This is a genomic window from Microbacterium natoriense, assembly GCF_030816295.1.
Classification (GTDB): Bacteria; Actinomycetota; Actinomycetes; order Actinomycetales; family Microbacteriaceae; genus Microbacterium; species Microbacterium natoriense_A.
Map to the genome: position 1 here is coordinate 1010794 of NZ_JAUSXV010000001.1, position 20040 is coordinate 1030833.

18 protein-coding genes are annotated in these 20040 nt (G+C 68.9%); 13 read left to right on the forward strand and 5 right to left on the reverse strand.

Annotated features, from left to right (window positions below; translation table 11 throughout):
• The first annotated feature begins 101 nt into the window (after window positions 1-101).
• The 3 genes from QFZ53_RS04800 (at window position 102) to QFZ53_RS04810 (ending at window position 2199) form a co-directional block, all read left to right on the forward strand.
• Window positions 102-881, forward strand: coding sequence for a MerR family transcriptional regulator (locus QFZ53_RS04800; RefSeq protein WP_307294109.1), 780 nt, complete (start codon window positions 102-104; stop codon window positions 879-881).
• A 147-nt stretch (window positions 882-1028) separates the two neighbouring features.
• Window positions 1029-1394, forward strand: a complete 366-nt coding sequence (locus QFZ53_RS04805; RefSeq protein ID WP_292907515.1) for a hypothetical protein — start codon at window positions 1029-1031, stop codon at window positions 1392-1394.
• A 4-nt stretch (window positions 1395-1398) separates the two neighbouring features.
• Window positions 1399-2199, forward strand: coding sequence for a nitroreductase family protein (locus QFZ53_RS04810; RefSeq protein ID WP_292907517.1), 801 nt, complete (start codon window positions 1399-1401; stop codon window positions 2197-2199).
• 6 nt (window positions 2200-2205) lie between these two features.
• On the opposite strand, the gene QFZ53_RS04815 is transcribed toward QFZ53_RS04810, so the two are convergent.
• Window positions 2206-3732, reverse strand: coding sequence for an FAD-dependent oxidoreductase (locus QFZ53_RS04815; protein ID WP_307294113.1), 1527 nt, complete (start codon window positions 3730-3732; stop codon window positions 2206-2208).
• A 104-nt stretch (window positions 3733-3836) separates the two neighbouring features.
• Here QFZ53_RS04815 and QFZ53_RS04820 point away from each other — a divergent pair, with 104 nt between their 5' ends.
• The 7 genes from QFZ53_RS04820 (at window position 3837) to QFZ53_RS04850 (ending at window position 10116) form a co-directional block, all read left to right on the forward strand.
• The gene (locus QFZ53_RS04820) at window positions 3837-4238 is read left to right on the forward strand and encodes a CrcB family protein (protein ID WP_307294115.1); all 402 of its coding nucleotides are present in this window, start codon (window positions 3837-3839) and stop codon (window positions 4236-4238) included.
• Complete coding sequence (locus QFZ53_RS04825; protein WP_292907523.1) at window positions 4235-4594, forward strand: fluoride efflux transporter FluC; 360 nt, start codon at window positions 4235-4237, stop codon at window positions 4592-4594. Before QFZ53_RS04820 ends, QFZ53_RS04825 begins: the two co-directional genes overlap by 4 nt.
• Before the next feature lie 128 nt (window positions 4595-4722).
• Window positions 4723-6000: an ABC transporter substrate-binding protein gene (locus tag QFZ53_RS04830; protein WP_307294118.1), complete on the forward strand. Its 1278-nt coding sequence runs from the start codon at window positions 4723-4725 to the stop codon at window positions 5998-6000.
• A gap of 8 nt (window positions 6001-6008) precedes the next feature.
• Window positions 6009-6968: a carbohydrate ABC transporter permease gene (locus QFZ53_RS04835; protein ID WP_307294122.1), complete on the forward strand. Its 960-nt coding sequence runs from the start codon at window positions 6009-6011 to the stop codon at window positions 6966-6968.
• Entirely contained in the window at window positions 6961-7851 is an 891-nt protein-coding gene (locus tag QFZ53_RS04840; RefSeq protein ID WP_307294125.1) for a carbohydrate ABC transporter permease, read from the forward strand. Before QFZ53_RS04835 ends, QFZ53_RS04840 begins: the two co-directional genes overlap by 8 nt.
• A 3-nt stretch (window positions 7852-7854) precedes the next feature.
• Window positions 7855-8904: a LacI family DNA-binding transcriptional regulator gene (locus QFZ53_RS04845; protein WP_307294128.1), complete on the forward strand. Its 1050-nt coding sequence runs from the start codon at window positions 7855-7857 to the stop codon at window positions 8902-8904.
• Window positions 8905-8946: 42 nt separating this feature from the next.
• The gene (locus QFZ53_RS04850) at window positions 8947-10116 is read left to right on the forward strand and encodes a Gfo/Idh/MocA family protein (RefSeq protein WP_307294131.1); all 1170 of its coding nucleotides are present in this window, start codon (window positions 8947-8949) and stop codon (window positions 10114-10116) included.
• Window positions 10117-10229: 113 nt separating this feature from the next.
• Here the strand turns inward: QFZ53_RS04850 and QFZ53_RS04855 are convergent, their stop codons facing one another.
• Window positions 10230-11318 carry a hypothetical protein gene (locus tag QFZ53_RS04855; protein WP_307294134.1) on the reverse strand — a complete coding sequence of 363 codons (1089 nt, stop codon included), beginning with the start codon at window positions 11316-11318 and terminating at the stop codon, window positions 10230-10232.
• A gap of 179 nt (window positions 11319-11497) precedes the next feature.
• Here QFZ53_RS04855 and QFZ53_RS04860 point away from each other — a divergent pair, with 179 nt between their 5' ends.
• Both QFZ53_RS04860 and QFZ53_RS04865 read left to right on the forward strand, forming a co-directional pair.
• A complete protein-coding gene (locus QFZ53_RS04860; RefSeq protein WP_292907527.1) occupies window positions 11498-12064 on the forward strand; it encodes a TetR/AcrR family transcriptional regulator in 567 nt (188 codons plus the stop codon).
• A 14-nt stretch (window positions 12065-12078) separates the two neighbouring features.
• Complete coding sequence (locus tag QFZ53_RS04865; protein ID WP_307294136.1) at window positions 12079-15285, forward strand: efflux RND transporter permease subunit; 3207 nt, start codon at window positions 12079-12081, stop codon at window positions 15283-15285.
• A 276-nt stretch (window positions 15286-15561) separates the two neighbouring features.
• Here QFZ53_RS04865 and QFZ53_RS04870 read toward each other — a convergent pair whose 3' ends face one another.
• A complete protein-coding gene (locus QFZ53_RS04870; protein WP_307294137.1) occupies window positions 15562-16458 on the reverse strand; it encodes an aldose 1-epimerase family protein in 897 nt (298 codons plus the stop codon).
• A gap of 361 nt (window positions 16459-16819) precedes the next feature.
• Between QFZ53_RS04870 and QFZ53_RS04875 the strand changes: the two genes are divergently transcribed.
• Complete coding sequence (locus QFZ53_RS04875) at window positions 16820-19048, forward strand: DEAD/DEAH box helicase (RefSeq protein ID WP_307294139.1); 2229 nt, start codon at window positions 16820-16822, stop codon at window positions 19046-19048.
• 231 nt (window positions 19049-19279) lie between these two features.
• On the opposite strand, the gene QFZ53_RS04880 is transcribed toward QFZ53_RS04875, so the two are convergent.
• Entirely contained in the window at window positions 19280-19819 is a 540-nt protein-coding gene (locus QFZ53_RS04880; RefSeq protein ID WP_307294141.1) for a YaeQ family protein, read from the reverse strand.
• A gap of 27 nt (window positions 19820-19846) precedes the next feature.
• Window positions 19847-20026 (reverse strand): hypothetical protein, encoded by a 180-nt coding sequence (locus QFZ53_RS04885; RefSeq protein WP_307294146.1) that lies wholly within the window; start codon window positions 20024-20026, stop codon window positions 19847-19849.
• Window positions 20027-20040: the final 14 nt, after the last annotated feature.

Genomic DNA, 20040 nt, shown 5'->3' on the forward strand with positions numbered 1-20040 from the left:
GCATGCGCGTCGCGCGTGTTACGAACCGGCAAAAGTTCGCGGTTGACATTGACGTAACGTCAACTTCTACCGTGGAGATATCACTACGGAAGGAGGGCGACATGGGAACCAGGGACTGGTCGATCCAGGAGATCGCACGGCTCGCCGGCACCACCAGCAGAACGCTGCGTCACTACGACGACATCGGTCTGCTGCCGCCGTCGCGCATCGCCTACAACGGCTATCGGCACTACGACGAGCAGGCGCTCGTGCGACTGCAGCGGATCCTGCTGCTGCGCGAACTCGGACTCGGGCTGCCGCAGATCGCGGAGGTGCTCCACAGGGAGCGCGCCGAAGCAACGGCACTCAAGACCCACCTCGCGCTCCTCCGCGAGGAGCAGGCCCGGCTGGCGCGGCAGATCGCGTCGGTCGAATCCACCATCGGAGCATTGGAAGGAGGTGAAGAACTCATGGCAGAGAACATGTTCGACGGCTTCGACCACACCCAGTACAAGGAGGAGGTCGAGGAGCGCTGGGGCAAGAAGGCCTACGCCGACAGCAACCGCTGGTGGCAGGGGATGACGGATGCCGAGCGCGCCGACTGGCAGCGCCGCGTGTCCGACCTCGGACGCGACTGGATCGCCGCCGCCGAGAGCGGCGTCGATCCGGCATCCGACGAGGCCCAGGCCATCGCGCGTCGCCACGTCGAGTGGCTCACGGGCATCCCGGGCACGCCCGCGGCTGTGCCCGGCGGAGACGTCAAGGGCTACGTGATCGGGCTCGGCGAGATGTACGTGGCAGATCCGCGCTTCGGTGCGAACTACGCGACGTCCGCCGGCGGCACGAACGGTGCGGAGTTCGTCCGCGACGCGCTCCGCGTGTACGCGGAGGCGAACCTGTAGGCGTTTCGTCTCGTCGCTTCGCTTCTCGCTCAACGACCGGATGCCTCCGGTCGTTGAGCGAGCGGAGCGAGACGAAACGCGTGGTGCCTCCCGGTCGTTGAGCGAGCGGAGCGAGACGAAACGCGTGGCTGGAGTAGGGTCGGGGCCATGGTCGGCCGACGGGATCGTACGGAAGCGACGGCGATCGTCGTCGCAGCCACGGCCGCTTATGCCGCGAACTGTGCGCTCGGCACTGCCGTGGCCGCACGGCTCGTCGACACGAGCCGGTTCCGCTGGGTGCATCACCTGCTGTACGTCGTGACCTGCGCGACCACTGCCGTCGCCCTCGTCTGCGCCTGGCGATCGCGCACCGGCCGCCGCGCGGCGATCGCCCTCGCACCGGCCGCCGTGCCGCTCGCCGTGATCCCGTATGCGGGGACGCGGGGCCGACGGCATCCGCTCATCGCGCTCGCCGCGGCGCCCTTCTATCTCGCGAGCGTCGCCTCATCACTGCTGCCCCTCGACCGGAAGTGACCGCATGGAACTGCTCGACGCCATCCGCCGCCGCAAGACCACGAACGGACCGTTCCTGCCCGACCCCGTGTCCGAGGAGCATCAGCGCCTACTGCTCGAGGCGGCCGGACGCGCCCCGTCGCAGCTGAACAGCCAGCCGTGGCGGTTCGTCGTGATCGAGAACCGCGACACGATCGAGGCGATCGCGCGCATCTCCGGAGAGAGCATGACGGAGGCGATGTCGAACGGCACCTTCTTCGAACGCTACAAGCCGTACTTCCGGTTCAGTCAGGCCGAGATGGACGAAAAGCGCAGCGGGATGCTGTTCGACAAGCTGCCTGCGGCCCTGCGGCCGTTCACCGGACAGGTCTTCACGAAACGCGGCCAGAAGCTCATGAACGCCTTCGGCGTGCCGAAGACGTTGGGCGAGGAGAACCGTCGGCTCGTCGCCGGCTCACCGCTGCTGCTGGGCGTCATGCTCGATCGCAGCGAGTACCGACCAGGGCAGCTCTCGTCGTTCTACTCCGTGTTCAGCATGGGGGCCGCCATGGAGAACATCTGGCTCACCACGGTCGAGCTGGGTATGGGCATCCAGTTCATCTCCTTCCCGATGGAGGTGCCTGGTCGCTGGGACGAGATCGTGCGGATGCTGCGGGTGCCCGACGACCTCGAGCTCATGGCCGTCTACCGGCTGGGCTACGTGCCGCCCGAGCAGCGTCGGCCCGCGATCGACTGGAAGAGCAGCGAGCGCCGGCTCGTGTCGCAGTACGTGTTCCGCGAGACCTGCGAGACGCCGCAGGACGGGTGGGATGCCGCGCGCCCCTGAATCTCGTCAGTCAGCCCGTGTCCGCGGCACGCGGCCGAGATCGTGCACGGCGGGTCCCTCGAGGCGTCGCCCGTCAGGAGCGAAACGCGACGCATGCAACGGGCAGTCCCACGTGCACTCGGCGTCGTTCCAGTCGAGCACACCGCCCAGGTGCGTGCACACGGCATCCACTGCCCGGGTGACCCCGTCGACCGTCGATATGCCCACGGGGCGAGCGGCCCTGTTCGCCACCACGCCTTGGCCCTCCGCGGGCCGCGGAACGGGTACGGCTCGGCGCTCCGCGTCGGCCCAGCCGGATGCGGCCGCGGCAGCGACGCGCGCGCCCTCGGCCGCGCCTCTCGCCAGGTCGGCAGGCACCGTGAGCCGTGTGCCGATCGCGGTCATCCACGAAGCGCGCTCGCGCCGCGGCATGCCGAGGATCTCGGCGGTGAGCCGCTGCGCTGCGGCCGGCGCGTTCGTGAGGCCCCACTTCGCATAGCCCGTGGCGAAGCGGATCCGTCCGAGGCCCCGAGGCATCGCCCCCACGAAGGGGATGAGGTTGTGCGACTCGTAGTCCTGCGCGGACCAGCGGTGCGTCTCCTCGGCATCCGGGAAGTGCCGGCGGGTCCACGCCACGAGATCATCGATGGCCGCTGTTTCGCCGTCGGAGCGTCCGACCGGGTGTCCGCCTCCTCCGACGACCAGCTGAGCCGCGTCCGCAGGACCGTCGGTCTCCGCCACGGCACGGATCGATCGGGTCGAGCCGTCGACCGAGATGAACGTGCCCTCGGGGACGGGGGAAGAGGTGCGGAACGAGACGCAGTAGGAGCGCAGACCGCGGACCTTCATGAAGTACAGTCCGCGGTCGAGAAACGGCGTGCCGGTCGCGAGCACGATGTCGTGAGCGAACAGCGGACCGGCGGTCGTCTCGACGCGCGGCTCGGGGAGGGCATGCGCGCCTGTCGCGCGCACATGCTCGTGCAGAGTGCCGCCCGAGGCGAGCAGCCTGCGGGCCAGCGCCTGGGTGACCCGCACCGGGTCGATCGTCGCCTGATCGTCGAGAGCGACCGCGCCGAGAGCGGGGAAGGGGACGTCGAGGTCTGCGGGCTGGACCATCCGCGCAGCGAGACCCGCTTCGCGCGCCGCGGCGTGCTGGCGACGCAGGACGTCGAGGCCTGCGCGTTCCTGGGCGTAGCTGTGATCGGTGCGACGCGTGCACGGGATGCCGGCGGTCTCTGCGAACTCGAGGAGCCACTGCATGCCGTCGCGGTTCGCGTCGACGTACGCACGCACGAGTGACGCGGGATGATGCCGGCGGATCTCGGCGAGGCGGCTGCCCTGCAGCAGCGAGAGCTTGCCGGTGTTGGCGCCGGTCGCGAGTTCGGCCACGACCCCCGCGTCGATCACCGCCACGTCGAGTCCGGCATCCGACAGCATGACGGCGGTCGAGAGGCCGGTGAGTCCTGCGCCGACGATCACGACGTCGTGGCGCGCGCCCGGCTCGAACGGAGAGCCGAGGGGGACGGTCGGGCCGAGTTTCCAGAGCGGGGTCATGCGAACAGTCAACCCGTCGAGCGCGCCGCTCGCACCGCCTTGACAGCACGACCGGGTGCTGTCAGCACCCGGCGGCGAGTGTCGGCGACGACTACAGTGACAGGGTGAATCTCCGCCGCGTGCTCCTCGTCGTCGCCGGGGGCACGGCGGGGACCGCCGCCAGGATCGCGCTCGGGATGCTGCTCGCCGACGCCGGTGTCCTGCCCGTGCTGATCGCGAACGTCGTCGGCGCCTTCCTGATCGGCCTCCTCATGGCACGGCCTTTCGAGCGGCTCGCGGATCCGGCACGCGCCGACCTGCGGCTCCTGCTCGGAACGGGAGCGCTCGGAGGGTTCACGACATACAGCGCATTCGTGACCGGAACCGTGGGGCTGTGGGCGGATGCTCCGCTCCTCGCCGTCGTGTACGCCGCGGGTTCTCTCGTCCTCGGGCTCGGAGGCGCAGCGCTCGGTCTGCACCTCGGCCGTCCGCGTGCGGAGCGGCCGCCGAGGGGAGTCGTCTCGTGAGTCCGCTGCTGTTCGTGGGCGCAGCGCTCGCCGGGGGAGTCGGCGCGGCGCTGCGCTACCTCGTCGATCTCGGGGTCGCGCGGTTCGCAGGTCGACGCTTCCCCTGGGGCGTCTTCGTCGTCAACCTCAGCGGATCGTTCGCGCTGGGCGTCGTGACCACTGCCCTCCCGGACCAGGCGTTCCTGCTCGGCGCGGGTCTGCTCGGCGGATACACGACCTTCAGCACCGCGATGCTCGACACCGTGGCTCTGTGGCGCGACGGCGAACGCCCGGCATCCGCCTTCAACGCGATCGGCACCCTGCTGCTGGGGGTGCTGGCCGCCGGTCTCGGGCTCGCGCTCGGCTCCGCTCTCTGATCCGCCTGTTGCGCCCATCCGCAACAACGGGTACATTCGTGCTAATCGTTTAACTGCTAATCGTTTAACAAGCGTGTTCCCCAGAGCTGCGCCCGACTCGAAGCCTCAGAACCGTCAAAGGAGACACCATGGCTCGCCTCCCCCGCCGCACCCTCGGCGCCCTTGCCGCCTCAGCGGCCGCCCTGCTCGCCCTGAGCGCCTGCTCGTCGTCCACCGGAGGGGATTCCGGTTCTGCCGATGGCGACGTCACCCTCAGCTACGCGATCTGGGACGAGAACCAGAAACCGGCGATGGAGGAGATCGCGAAGGCGTTCCAGAAGGAGCACCCGAACGTCACGATCGACATCCAGGTCACGCCGTACAAGGAGTACTTCACCAAACTGCAGACCGCGGCGACGGGAGGCTCCGCGGCCGACGTGTTCTGGATGAACGGTCCGAACTTCCAGCTGTACGCGTCCAATGGGCAGCTCGCACCCCTCGACGACTCCGGCATCGAGGCCTCCGACTACCCGCAGGGTCTCATCGACCTCTACACCTACGACGGCAAGCTCTGCGGCGCCCCCAAGGACTTCGACACCGTCGCCGTCTGGTACAACAAGGAGCTCTTCGACGCCGCGGGCGTCGCCTACCCGTCCGAGGGCTGGACGTGGGACGACTTCACCGCCGCCGCCGCGAAGCTGACCGACCCGGCGAAGGGCCAGTACGGCATCGCGGCCAGCCAGTACGGCCAGGAGAACAACTACAACTCGATCGCGCAGGCGGGAGGCGAGGTCATATCCGCGGATGGCACGACGAGCGGATACGGATCGCCTGAGGCGCTCGAGGGCATCGAGCTGTGGACGGACCTCATCGAGAGCGGGTCCTCGCCGACGGCGCAGCAGATGACCGACACCAACCCCGAGGACTTCTTCCTCTCAGGCAAGGTCGCGATGTTCCAGAACGGCTCGTGGGCGGCCATCGCCTACGCCGACAACGCCGACATCGGCGGCAAGGTCGACGTCGCCCCGCTGCCGGCGGGCCCCGACGGGAACCAGAGCGTCATCCACGGCGTCGGCAACGTCGCCAACGCCAAGAGCGCGCATCTCGAAGAGGCCCAGGCCTTCGCCGCGTTCGCCTCCGGTGAAGAGGCGGCCAAGATCCAGGCCGAGACCGGCACCGTGATCCCCGCGTTCAACGGCACCCAGCAGGCGTGGGTCGACGCGCTGCCGCAGTACGACCTCCAGGTCTACATCGACGCGCTCGACACCGCGGTGCCCTACCCCGTCTCGAGGAACACCTCGGCGTGGACCAGCATCGAGAGCGAGATCCTGTCTCAGGTGTGGTCGGGTGCAGTGACGCCGAAGGACGGCCTGAAGGACCTCGCCGAGAAGATGCAGGCCGCGCTGGACGACGAGCAGAAGAAGTAAGGACCTCCATGAGCGTCGTCGCGCCCCACGCGCGCACGTCGGAGGGGCGGATGCCGGAGGCCCCCAGCCCCGGCATCCGCCGCCGGCGGCGCAACCCCGGTGCCTCGCCGTGGTGGGCACTGGTCTTCATCGGTCCCACCGCACTCGGCATCACGGTCTTCTACCTCTGGCCGACCGTGCGCACCCTCATCATCTCGTTCACGAAGTCGGGCCCCTTCGGCGGATCCGAGTGGGTGGGCTTCGAGAACTACGCCCGCCTTCTGCAGGACCCCGAGCTCATCGGGGCGCTGCGCAACACCGCGATCTACACCGTGATCGCTCTGATCGGCATTCCGCTCGCCGTCGCGATCGCCGCCCTCTTGAACACCACCGGACTCAAGGGACGCAGCGCCTATCGCACGCTGTACTTCATTCCCTTCGTCACGATGCCGGCGGCGATCGCGCTCGTATGGCGGATGATCTACAACGGCGACTACGGCGTCTTGAACGCGGCGCTCGGAGCCGTCGGCGTCGAAGGCCGCAGCTGGCTCACCGATCCGAGCACCGCGCTCGTCGCGATCGCCGTCGTCGGGATCTGGGCGGGCCTCGGCACCAACATCGTCATCTTCCTCGCGGGTCTGCAAGGCATCCCCGACACGATCATGGAGGCCGCCGACCTCGACGGCGCTGGCCCTGTGCGCAAGTTCTTCTCGATCACGATCCCGATGCTGTCGCCGTCGATCTTCTTCGTGAGCGTGATCAGCGTGATCGGCGCGCTGCAGGTGTTCGACCTCATCTACATGATGCTCGGACGCAGCAACCCGGCGATGCCGAACACCCGCACCGTGGTGTACCTGTTCTACGAAGCGGGCTTCCTCGACAACGATCGCGGCTATGCCGCCGCTGTCGCGTTCCTGCTGCTCGTGATCATCCTGCTGCTCACCGTCGTCCAGTTCCGCCTGCAGAAGAAGTGGGTGCACTATGAGTGACCTCTCGCTCGACACGCGCGCCGTGATCGGCGTACCCTCCGGGCGCACGCCACGCGCGGGGAAGCCGAAGAACCGGGGCCTCTGGATCGTGCACCTGCTCCTGAGCCTCGGCGCCGTGATCATGGTGTTCCCCTTCATCTGGCAGCTGCTGACATCGTTCAAGACGCTGTCCGACTCTGTGCAGGTGCCGCCGAGCATCCTTCCTCGCGAATGGGTCTTCACGAACTTCGCCGAGGTCTTCGAATCGATGCCGTTCGCGCAGATGTTCGCGAACTCCGTGCTGCTCACGGTCGGGCGCACGATCGGCCAGGTGGTGCTGTGCACCATGGCGGGCTATGCGTTCGCGCGCATCCCGTTCCCCGGCCGCAACGCGCTGTTCGTGGTGTTCCTGTCCGTGCTCATGGTGCCGTCGCAGCTGTACCTGCTGCCGCAGTACGAGATCATCCAGTCTCTCGGCTGGCTGAACTCCCTGCAGGCTCTGACCGTGCCCGGCATCTTCAGCGCATTCGGCACGTTCCTGATGCGGCAGTTCTTCATGTCGATGCCGGCCGAACTGGAGGAGGCGGCGCGGATCGACGGAGCGAATCCGTGGCAGACGTTCTGGCGGATCATGGTTCCGCTCGCGAAGCCTGGCATCATCGCTCTCGTGGTGTTCACTGTGCTGTGGTCGTGGAACGACCTGCTCTGGCCGCTGATCGTGACGACGGATCCCGCAAAGATGCCGCTCTCGGTCGGGCTCTCGCAGCTCGTCGGCATCCACGGCACCGACTACCCCGTGCTGATGGCGGGCGCCCTTCTCGCGACGCTGCCGATGCTCGTGACCTTCATGATCCTGCAACGGCAGTTCATCCAGGGCATCGCCTTCAGCGGATCGAAGGGCTGACCGATGGTGCAGCGCAGGAAGACGGATGCTCGCCGCCCCACTCTTCGGATGGTCGCCGAACTGGCCGGCGTGTCGACTGCGACGGTCTCGTACGTGTTCTCCGGACGTGCAGGGACGGGCGGGTCCGGTGTCGCCGAAGCCACCGCGGCGCGGGTGATCGCGGCGGCCGAGGAGCTGAACTACCGGCCGAACACCGCGGCACGGGCGATCCGCACCGGACGCAGCGGCATGGTGCAGCTCTCGCTGCACATGCTCAGCGACCCGTGGTCGCTCGCAGTGGCCGATGCCGTGAACGCCGAGGCGAACAAGCACGGGCTCACGACGCTGATCCTCGCGGACGGCGACTGGCACGCGGCACTGGATCGGGTGGAGAGCGACGTCGCCTATCTCGACGGCGTCGGACTCGACGAGGTCGCGAAAGAGAAGCTGCGCGACCTCGTGCGGCGCGGGCAGCGGCTCGTGGTCTTCTCGGAGCACCTCGAACCAGACGGCTTCGACGTCGTGCGCTCGGACGCCATCCCGGGCTGCGAGCTCGCGATGGATCACCTGATCGAGCGTCGCACCCGGATCGGATGCCTCGCGGCGGAGGGGGCCGTGCGCCTGGCCTCCACCCAGGTGACCCGGTACACGCCGTACGTCGAGAAGATGTCGGCCGCAGGCCTCGTCTTCGATCCGGCGTGGACGGAGACCTACGCCGAGACCCAGGCAAGCGCCTTCGCCGCAGCCGTGCGGCTGCTGTCGAGCGAGAACCGCCCGGATGCGGTCTACGCGACCACCGACTTCGCGGCCATCGCGGCCATCAACGCCGCGCACATGCTGGGGCTTCGTGTGCCGCACGACGTCGCCGTGGTCGGCGTCGGCAACACGCCGGACGCCCGGCTGATCGCTCCCACACTGACGACGGTCGGCCCGACCGACTTCTACGAGCGGCAGGCGCGCATCATCATCGAGCGCGCCCTCTCGGCCGACGACGTCACCGGTCGGCTGCACGAGTTCTCGTGGTCCCTCTTCCCCGGGGCCTCGACCGACATCGACGCTCCGGCATCCCGCTGACGGCCCCGCCGTCCTCGAATCGACACTCCCAGAAAGGCCACCGTGGACCTCCGCATCGGCATCATCGGCTTCGGCGCGCGCGCCACTCTCCGCGAGGAGGTGCAGCGCCCCGGCGAGGGCTCGCGCATCACCGCCATCTGCGACCCGTCAGAGCGTGCTCGCGATGACGCACGACGACTCGTTCCAGACGCCCTCGTCACCGGCTCCGTCGACGAGCTGCTGGCCTCCGGCGTCGACGCCGTGATGGTGCTCACACCCGACGACATGCACGCCGCTCTCAGCATCCGCGCCCTGGAGGCGGGCGTCGCGGTGTTCTGCGAGAAGCCGCTCGCGATCGATCTCGCCGACGCCGACGCCATGCTGGAGGCCGCGCGCCGTACCGGCAGCCGCCTCTACATCGGACACAACATGCGGCACATGCCCGTGATCACGCTCATGCGCGAGCTGATCCTGGACGGGCGGATCGGCGACGTCAAGGCGGTCTGGGTGCGCCATTTCGTCGGCCACGGCGGCGATTTCTACTTCAAGGACTGGCACGCCGACCGCCGGCGCACGACCGGGCTCCTCCTGCAGAAGGGGGCGCACGACATCGACATCATCCACTGGCTGGCCGGCGCCTACACCGAACGGGTCGCGGCGATGGGCGAACTCAGCGTGTACGGCGGCATCGCCGATCGGCGCGACCGCACCGGCGAACGGATGCCGGACTGGTTCAGCGTGGACAACTGGCCGCCCACGTCGCTCACCGGACTGAACCCGGTGATCGACGTCGAGGACATCTCGATGGTGAACATGCGGCTCAGCGGCGGCATCATGGCGTCGTATCAGCAGTGCCATTTCGCCCCCGACTACTGGCGCAACTACACGGTGATCGGCACCGAAGGGCGGATCGAGAACTTCGGAGACACCGCGGGCAGTGAGGTCAAGCTGTGGAACCGCCGTCACCGCGGCGCGGGGGAGGCCGACGAGACCTTCATCGTGCCCGAGGTCGAGGATGCCGGGCATGACGGCGCCGACGCGCTGCTCGTCGCCGAGTTCCTGCGCTTCGTGCGCGACGGCGGTCTCACCGAGACGTCTCCCGTCGCAGCCCGCGAAGCCGTGGCCACCGGCATCCTCGCGACGCAGTCGCTCCGCGGAGACGGCTCGGCCATCGAGGTGCCGCAACTCGATCCCGAGCTGGTCGCATACTTCGAGCGCGGCCAGGTCGAGTAGCGGGCTTCAGTCCGCAGTGCGCCACCGTGATGTCGACGCGCCACCGCCGAGATGACGTCGCTCGGGTGGTGGCGCGTCGCTCACGTGGTGGCCGGCGCCCTCCGGCGCCGCGCTCACGATCCGGCGTTCAGCACCTCGCGCCCGACGGCGGTGTCGGTGAGACGCCAGTCGGTCTCCTTCACGGTGTGGAAGAAGTCGACGAACGACGCGCCGGCGTCCTGCGCGCGTTCGATCAGCATCCGCGACCATCCCTCCTGGGTGATCCAGTCATCCGCTGTCGCCTCGTAGGGAGGGTTCTCGGGCCACTGGAACACCCAGCTCCCCCAGGAGCCGTAGCCCGGTCCGCCGGGCTGGAAGTCGGCGGGACGGTCGGGAGCGGATGCCGTCTCGGCGATGCCCCACGGCTTGGAGCCCGCGAGCGCCTTGAGCCGCGGCACCGGGCCGTTCGGGTCGGTGAAGCCGAACACGTCGTCGGGGCTCTGCCAGCCGGCCTGGCTCATCGGGGTGTATCCCCAGTTGAAGCCGTCGAGAGCGAGCGCGTCGACATAGGCCGATCCGGGGTAGTACGCCTCGAACGGATGCGGGCCCGCTCCGTAGTTCAGCGGGTTCCAGAGCATGACGACGTCGGGGGCGACGGCTTGCTTCAGTTCGTAGACGTGCCGCCACATCGCGATGTAGTCGGCGGGGGTGCTGTCTCCCGGCGCGGTTCCACTCGACCAGGGACGCGTGGTGTCGTCCATCTCGGGTGCGAAGCGCACGATGATCTCGGCGTCGGCAGTGCGCTGCTGGGCCGACGTGAGCCACGACGTCAGATACGTGTCGTAGTCGCCCGCCGCGATCAGCGCCGGTGCGAACTCGGGCTGCTGATCGGCGGGGAGGTTCCAGTCCCACGGCTCCCACGCGATCAGCAGAGCTGAGCCGCGTGCCTCGGCGGCGTCGGCCTCGTCATCGGGGAAGGCCGGCGATTGCACGAAGTCGACGTAGGTCGAGATCATCGCATCCGATCGCCCGAAGGCCGCTTCTTCTGCGGCCATGGTGGTCAGGTCGTGCGATGCCCAGCCGAGGATCATCGTGTGGTCGCCGTCGAGGATGCTGACGCGTGTGGTGACGGATGCCGGAGCCGCGGTCGACGTCGTGAACACCGCGGCGGCGACGATTCCTGCGGCGATAAGGGCGCGCACGGTAGGGGGTCTTGCGACCATGGGGGCCTCCGGAAGGCCGCAGCGGTAGGGGAGTCGGCAGCGGCAGCATCCCATTGTCCGTGCCACGAGCGGCCGGCGGTAGAGACCATCGGCCAGACTTCGCCGGATGCGGCGAACGTTCAGCCTGCCTCGGCATAAAATGTACAAACGTACATGTACTGCTTGTACAGGGGGTGGGGATGAGCGAAGCACTGCGGCGCAGGCGCGACCCCGAGGCGCGCCGGCGCGAGATCGTGACCGCGGCAGCCGAGCTCATCGTCGAGATCGGCGTCGACGCGATCACGCACCGCAAAGTCGCATCCAGGGCAGGGGTGCCGCTCGGCGCCACGACCCAGTACTTCGCCACACTCGACGATCTCCGCGAAGCCGCAGTCGGCGAGCTCGCCGCCGAGGTCGACAACCGCATCGAGGCCACGCGACAGGCCGTCCTCGCCGACGGCGTCACACCTGCAGGCCTGGCTCGGCTGATCCACGAGAGCCTGTCGGACGTTCACGCCGTGCAGGCCGATCGCGCCGTGGTCACCGCGGCCGTCCATGATCCGCGCGTGCGCGAACTCGCACGGCACTGGTCCGACGAGGTCGTCGGATTCATCGCACCCGTTCACGGTCTGGACCGAGCCAGGGCAGCTGCCGTCTTCATCGACGGCGTACTCTGGCACGCTCAGATCCACGACGAACCGCTCGACGAGGGCATCATCCGCGACGCCCTCGTCGGAATCCTGACACCAGCCGCAGCATCCGCCTAACCGAGAGAACCGCCTTGTCGAAACTCGCCGTCCTGAGCCTGAAGAACCGCGCGCTCATCGCGCTGATCACGATCGTCGCCGCGGTGTTCGGCGGCCTCGCGCTGACGAACCTCAAGCAGGAGCTCATCCCGTCGCTCGAGCTGCCCAACCTCATGGTCATGACGACCTACCCCGGGGCGTCGCCGGAGGTCGTCGAGAACGACGTCTCCACGCCGATCGAGTCGGCCATCCAGGGCGTTCCGGGGCTCGAAGGAACGACGGCGACCAGCACGACGAACGCATCGATCGTGCAGGCGACGTTCACCTACGGCACGAACCTCGCCACCGCCGAGCAGAAGATCCAGCAGGCGATCAACCGCATCTCCTCCACTCTGCCGGATGATGTGACCCCGCAGGTCCTGTCGGTGTCGATCGACGATTTCCCGGTGATCCAGGTCGCGGTCTCCGGCTTCGCCGATGCCGACAACGCCCAGGCCGAGCTCCAGAGCGTCGCGATCCCGAAGCTCGAAGACGTCAAGGGCGTCAACGCCGCGCAGATCGTCGGCGGTGTCGGTCAGCGCATCACGATCACTCCGGACGTCGCCAAGCTCGCAGCCGCAGGCGAGAGCACCCAGGCCATCAGCTCGGCCCTGCAGCAGAACGGCACGCTGTTCCCTGGCGGTGACATCACCGAGAACGGTCAGACCCTGACGGTGCAGACCGGCGCGAAGATCACCTCTGTCGACGAGATCGCCGCGCTCCCGCTCGTGGGGACGGACGCGACGATCGGCGACGTCGCGACCGTGGTGCAGGAGACCGATCCTGTGACGTCGATCTCCCGCGTGGACGGCAAGGACGCTCTGTCGATCTCGATCACCAAACTGCCTGCCGCGAACACCGTCGAGGTGTCGCACGGGGTGATCGCCGCTCTCGACGACATCAAGGAGGCGTTCCCCGACGCGAAGTTCACGATCGTGTTCGACCAGGCGCCCTTCATCGTCCAGTCGATCGACACGCTCGCGACCGAGGGCCTTCTCGGGCTCGTGTTCGCGGTGATCGTCATCCTCGTGTTCCTGCTCTCGATCCGCTCCACGCTCGTGACGGCCATCTCGATCCCCACCAGCGTGCTGATCACTTTCATCGGGCTGCAGGCGTTCGGATACTCGCTCAACATCCTCACCCTCGGCGCCCTGACCATCGCGATCGGACGCGTGGTCGACGACTCGATCGTCGTGATCGAGAACATCAAGCGCCACTACGTCGGCGACGCCGACAAGGGCGACGCCATCCGTCTCGCCGTGCGCGAGGTCGCGGCGGCCGTCACGGCATCCACCATCACGACCGTCGCGGTCTTCCTGCCGATCGTGTTCGTCGGCGACATGGTCGGCGAGCTGTTCCGACCCTTCGCGATGACCGTGACGATCGCGATGGTCGCCTCTCTGCTCGTCGCGCTCACGATCGTCCCCGTGCTGGCCTACTGGTTCCTGCGCCCCGGCAAGCCTCTGCTCGACGACCACGGCGTGCAGATCGACCCGGAGCACCCGGACGCTCCGCCGACGCGACTGCAGCGCGCGTACCGGCCGATCCTCGGCTGGACGCTCAAGCACTCCGGCATCACGGTGATCCTCGCGGTCGTCGTGCTCGGCGCGACGCTCGCCGCAGCCCCGCTGATGAAGGTGAACTTCCTCAGCGACTCCGGCCAGAACACGATGACGGTCACGCAGGATCTCGGTCCGACCGCGAGCCTCGAATCCAAGTCGGATGCCGCGATGAAGGTCGAGAAGGCTCTCCTCGGCATCGACGGCATCACCCACGTGCAGGCCTCGATCGGCTCCAGCGGATCGGCGCTGCGCGACGCGTTCTCCGGCGGTGCCGGAGTGACGTTCTCGGTGCTCACCGACAGCGACGCCGATCAGGAGAAGCTGCGCGCCGACGTGCAGGAGGCCATCGACGGGCTGAAGGACGTCGGAGACGTCGCCGTAGGAGCATCCGCCGGCCTCGGGTCCAGCGACATCGAGGTCTCCGTCACTGCGTCGAACTCCGAGGACCTCGAGAAGGCGACCTCTGCGGTCGTCGACGAGATCAAGGGGCGCGACGGTGTCGGCCAGGTGACCGACAACCTCGCCGCCGCGCTGCCGTACCTCGCCGTGGTCGTCGACCGTCAGGCAGCGGCCGAGCGCGGGCTCTCCGAGGTCGCCGTGGGCTCGATCGTGTCGAACACCATGCGTCCGCAGCAGGCCGGGTCCGTCGAGATCGACGACACCGCGCTGACTGTGTACATCGCAGCCCCCGAGCCGCCCACGACGGCGCAGGCCCTGAAGGAGCTCGCGATCCCGACGATGGCCGGCATCGTTCAGCTGCAGGACATCGCGACCGTCGAGGAGCGCAACGGCCCCACCTCGATCACGACCGAGAAGGGCAAGCGCACGGCTACCGTGACGGTGCCCCCGGCATCCGACAACCTCGCCGTCGCGACCGCCTCCGTCTCCGCCGCGCTCGCCGCGGTGGACCTGCCGGACGGCGCCTCGGCAGAGGTCGGCGGTGTCGCGACGCAGCAGGCCGACTCGTTCTCGCAGCTCGGACTCGCGATGCTCGCGGCCATCCTCATCGTGTACGTGGTGATGGTGGCGACGTTCAAGTCGCTGCGCCAGCCGCTGCTGCTGCTCGTCTCGGTGCCGTTCGCGGCGACCGGAGCGATCCTGCTGCAGATCGTCACCGGCGTGCCGCTCGGCGTCGCCTCGCTGATCGGCGTGCTGATGCTCATCGGCATCGTGGTGACGAACGCGATCGTGCTCGTCGACCTCGTGAACCAGTACCGCGAGAAGGGGCTGCCCACGGCGGAGGCGGTGCTCGCGGGCGGTGAGAAGCGTCTGCGCCCGATTCTCATGACGGCGCTCGCGACGATCTTCGCGCTGACCCCGATGGCGCTCGGCATCACCGGCCACGGCGGGTTCATCTCGCAGCCGCTCGCGATCGTCGTGATCGGCGGACTCGTGTCATCGACCGTGCTGACGCTCATCGTGCTGCCGACGCTGTACAACCTCGTCGAGGGCGCCAGGGAACGCCGGAAGGCCCGCAAGGCCGGGGCGGGTTCGGATGCCGGTTCGGATGCGGCGGATGACTCGGATGCAGCCGAGGCGTCGTCCGGTGTCGAGGGGCCGTCGTCGGCATCCGCTTCCGGACTCCCGCACGCTCCGCAGCTCACCCGGCGGCAGCTGCGCGAGCACCCGACGGCCGAGTAGCCGGCGTTCCGGCATCCTCGTTCGGGTCGCCAACTGTGCCGCTCATCTCGTGAGTTGACGACACCGATCGCGACCTGAGTCGGATGCCGGTGGAGGTGTGCGTTGCGGTCGCCTTTTGGCGAGAAGGCGGCGGTAGCGCGCACCTCGGCTCGCGGGCTCGGTTCACCCGGGGCTGGCGGCTTTCGCGCCTTTCGCGCGGATGCCGGTGGAGGTGTGCGTTGCGGTCGCCTTCCGCAGCCCGAGGCGACCGTAACGCGCACCCGGGCAGCCGTCGGTTCAGCCGAGCTCGACGCCCCAGCGGAGGCTCCAGGTCTCGCCGGGAGCGAGGCGGCGGATGCCGAGACCGCTGTTCAGCGCATCGGCGGGTGCCGTCATCGGCTCGATCGCGACAGCGAGCTCACGGCCGGGGTAGTTGGTCGCGGTGTACACCTGGACGTAATCGAAGCTCTCGTCCTGCCAGAGCGTGACCCGTCGGCCGTCCGGGGCCGTGAGCGAGTGCCGCACCAGGCCGTCGTCGTCGCGGTCCAGGTCGGTGAAGCCGGTGTCGAGGGTGACGTCGCCCACGCGCACGCCGTCGCGCAGCGCCGGGTCCGCCGCGCGGGTTCCGGTGGGCAGCATCCGCTCGTCCGTCTCGATCGCCGTCCGGGCCGGGACCCGGAGCACCAGCTCGTGCGGGTCGACGTCGCCGATCGTGACGAAGGGGTGCGTGCCCAGCGCGACCGGAGCCGCCTCCGCGGAACGGTTCGTGAGCGTGTGCCTGACCTCGACGCCCCACGCCGTGAGCGTGTAGGTGACGGCCGTGTCGATCAGATACGGATAGCCGGTCTGCGGGACGACCGCCGCGCGCAGGGTGGCGGCGGCATCCGTCTGCTCGATCTCGTAGGCGGCGAAGCGGAGGAGTCCGTGGCTGGCGTTGCCGAACTTCGGCTCGCTGATGGCCAGCTGGCGCTGCGAGCCCTCATCGTTCCAGAGGCCGTCGCGAACCCGGTTCGGCCAGGGGACGAGCACCACGCCAGAGCACGAGGGCGTCGGCGCCTCGAGCGGGTAGGGCGCGATCAGGTCGACGTCTCCGATGCGCAGCGAGCGGAGCGACGCGCCCACCTGCGCGATCTGAGCGGTGACCTCGCCGCGTCGGAGATGAACCTGGGTGCCGGTGGGGGTTTCGGTGCTCACCCCGCAATCGTACGGCGCTGGCCGTGTTCGCAACTGCTCGCGATCCGCGAGCGGATGCAGGATTCACGATCGATCCGGCGGCTGCGAGGAGACGTGCTCCCGGGTCGTGCACGCCGCAGCCCGGCTCTCTCCCAGCCGAAGGCTGTAGACTCGTGCGGTCGGCTTCGGACACCCGCGCATGTCGCGGACGTTTTTGTGCAAGAAGTGTGAGTCCAGGGGCCGATGGTGAGCGTCGATCGACGTAAATCAACCATCACATGAATGGCCCCGGCCGCAGACAGTCCGGACCCGCGCTCAGTCGCAGGGTGCTCGCGCGTGCGCGCAGCGCTGTTCTCGTGCGAGAACTCAGAAGGACACACCCATGCCCAAGAACAAGAAGCCGCGCGGCGGCCGTCCCGCCGCCAACTTCGAGCCGCGCTACGGCGCCAAGAAGACCTCCTTCCACGACCGCCACGCCGGTGCCCGCGACGGCGCCCGCGATGGCGCCCGTCCCGAGCGCGGCGCCTTCCGCGCGGATGCCGGCGAACGCCGCAGCGCACCCGCCGCCGGCGGCTACGACCGTCGCCCGGGCAGCCGCAGCGCCGGTCACCGCGGTTACCGTCCGGCTGAGGCTGAGTCCGGTGCCCCCAAGCAGCGCTGGAACGCGCAGGAGCGCGCCGGCCGTGACGAGGCCCGCAGCATCCGCAACCGCGCCGAATCCGGTCGCCGCGAGGCGCCGCACCACCGCGACGAGCGTCCTCGTTTCGACGAGCGCTCCGAGCGCCCCCGGTTCAACGACCGCCCGACCACGGGGCGTCGCTTCGACGAGCGCTCGCGCCCGTCGACAGGCTCGGGAGCCCCGTACCGCGGCGCAGAGCGTCCTCGCTTCGAGCGCGACGGCCAGCGGCCCACCGGTCCCGGCACGTATCGCGACGACCGGGGCGGTCAGCGCCCGCAGCGCGACGACCGCCCGCAGCGCGACGACCGTGGTTTCGGCGATCGTGCCAATCGCGCAGGCGACCGCACCGAGCGCCCCCGGTTCAACGACCGCGGCGCCGACCGCCCGCGTTTCGACCGTGACGAGCGTCCGCGTCGCGATGACCGCAGCGAGCGCCCGCAGCGCAACGACCGCGGCGCAGCCGAGCGCCCTGAGCGTTCCTACGACGCCGACCGTGCGCGTCGCGCCTTCGACCGCGATCGCGCACAGCGCTCGATCGAGGGCGGCCGCGACGAGCGTTCGCGTCCGTCGACCGGCGGCGCGTACCGCACCGATCGCCCCCGTCGCGACGACCGCACGGCCCGTGACACGCGTCCGAGCCGCAACGACTGGAGCGCGAAGCCCAAGGCCGCGTTCGAGCCGACCGACGATGTCGTGCACGAGCGCCTCGAGGCCAAGTCCGTGGCGGCCGTCGAGGTCGACGGTGTGAGCTTCGGCGATCTGGGCCTCGGCTCCAACATCGTCGAGACCCTCGCGAACCTGGGCGCCGCGTCGCCGTTCGCGATCCAGGCGGCCAGCATTCCCGCAGTGCTCGCAGGTCGCGACGTCCTCGCCCGTGGCCGCACCGGCTCGGGCAAGACGATCGCCTTCGGCGCTCCGCTCGTCGAGAACGTGCTGAAGTCGCAGGCCGGCAAGCGTCGTGAGTTCGGCCGCTCGCCGCGCGCGATCATCCTCGCTCCGACGCGCGAGCTCGCGCTGCAGATCGACCGCACGATCCAGCCGATCGCGCGCAGCGTGGGCCTGTTCACCACCCAGATCTACGGCGGCGTGCCGCAGGGTCGTCAGGTGGGCGCACTCAAGAAGGGCGTCGACATCGTCATCGGCACTCCCGGCCGCGTCGAGGACCTCATCAACCAGGGCAAGCTCGACCTCTCCGACTGCCGCATCGCGGTGCTCGACGAGGCCGACCACATGTGCGAGCTCGGCTTCGTCGAGCCCGTGCAGCGGATTCTGCGTCACACCGCCGACGGCAGCCAGAAGCTCCTCTTCTCGGCCACGCTCGACCGCGAGGTCGCGGCTCTCGTCGATGAGTTCCTCGTCGACCCGGCCGTCTACGAGGTCGCCGGTGAGGACCAGGAGTCCAGCACGATCGAGCACCGCGTGCTCGTGATCGAGCACCGCGACAAGGCCGACATCCTCACCTCGCTCGTCGACCGTCAGGGCAAGACCCTCGTCTTCGCCCGCACCCGTGCCTACGCCGACATGCTCGCCGAGCAGTTCGACGACGCCGGCATCCCTGCCGTGTCTCTGCATGGCGACCTCAACCAGGCCAAGCGCACGCGCAACCTCGAGCGTCTGACGTCGGGCCGCGTGAACGTGCTCGTCGCGACGGATGTCGCCGCCCGCGGCATCCACGTCGACGACATCGACCTGGTCGTCCAGGCCGATGCGCCCGACGAGTACAAGACGTACCTGCACCGCTCGGGCCGTACGGGCCGCGCCGGTCGCTCGGGCCGCGTCGTCACGCTGATCACTCGTCAGCGCCAGCGTCGGATGACCGAGCTGCTGCAGCGCGCCGAGATCGACGCGCCGTTCGAGAACGCCCGTCTCGACGACGACCTGATCGAGGAGATCGCCGGTCGCGTTCCGACCGCAGCCGACCTCACCTCCTGAGCTGTGCTCACGAAGGCCCCGTCACCGCATCCGCGGGGCGGGGCCTTCGTCGTGGGATCTGCAGGTGCCGGGGCGCACGTTGTGGAGGAGATCTCTCGCTTCGAAGGAAAGGATCCGCCGGACTGATCCTTCGCAGCGAGAGATCTCCTTCGAAGCGAGAGCTGCTCAGACGGCAGACGGCAGACGGCAGACGGCAGAGGGCAGACGGATGCCGTGGGGCTGCGGCGGGGCTCAGCCGAGTTCGTGCTCGTGCACCGCGGTGCTCAGCGTCACGCCGTTGAGCGAGAGGTACAGCGTCTGCTCGGTGACGGTGATCGTCATGGTGTTGCGGCGCTCAAGCGCCGGCACAGCCGAATCGATGAACCCGGGGTCGAAGCTGTAGACCCTGATCTCCGAAGCGCGGTGGATGCGCTTGTCGGCCCAGGGCGCCATGACCTTGGCGGGATCGCGATGCGTGTAGACGACCGTGCGCTCGGCGATCCGGCTGCCGTAGTGCAGTCGCTCGGCGTCGGGAGCGCCGACCTCGATCCAGGCGGTGGTGAGGCCGGTGAGGTCTCGCACGAGCACGGCCGGCTCTTCGGTGGACGAGACGCTGCCACCGAAGGCGATGCCCTCGGTGTACTCGAGACCGTAGGCGAGCACGCGGGTGAGCATGTAGGCATCGGTCTCGGACGGATGCCGCGCCACCCGCAGCGCGTAGTCCTCGTACACCCCGCGATCGGTGTCGGCGAGCTGCACGTCGAACGTGTACATAGTCGATCCGATAGCCATAGGGCCCAAGCCTACGGCGCGCGGAGGCTACTTCTTCGCGGACTCCTGATCCCACAGGCGCGTGCCGATGTGCACGAGCCCCGCACAGAACGCGGCCGCGCCCAGGGCGACGATCGGGATGCCGATGCCGGCCGCCGGTATCGACGCGCCGAAGTACACCGCTCCGATTCCTCCGAGCAGCAGAACGATGATGAATCCGGCATACATGCGCCTGATCCTAG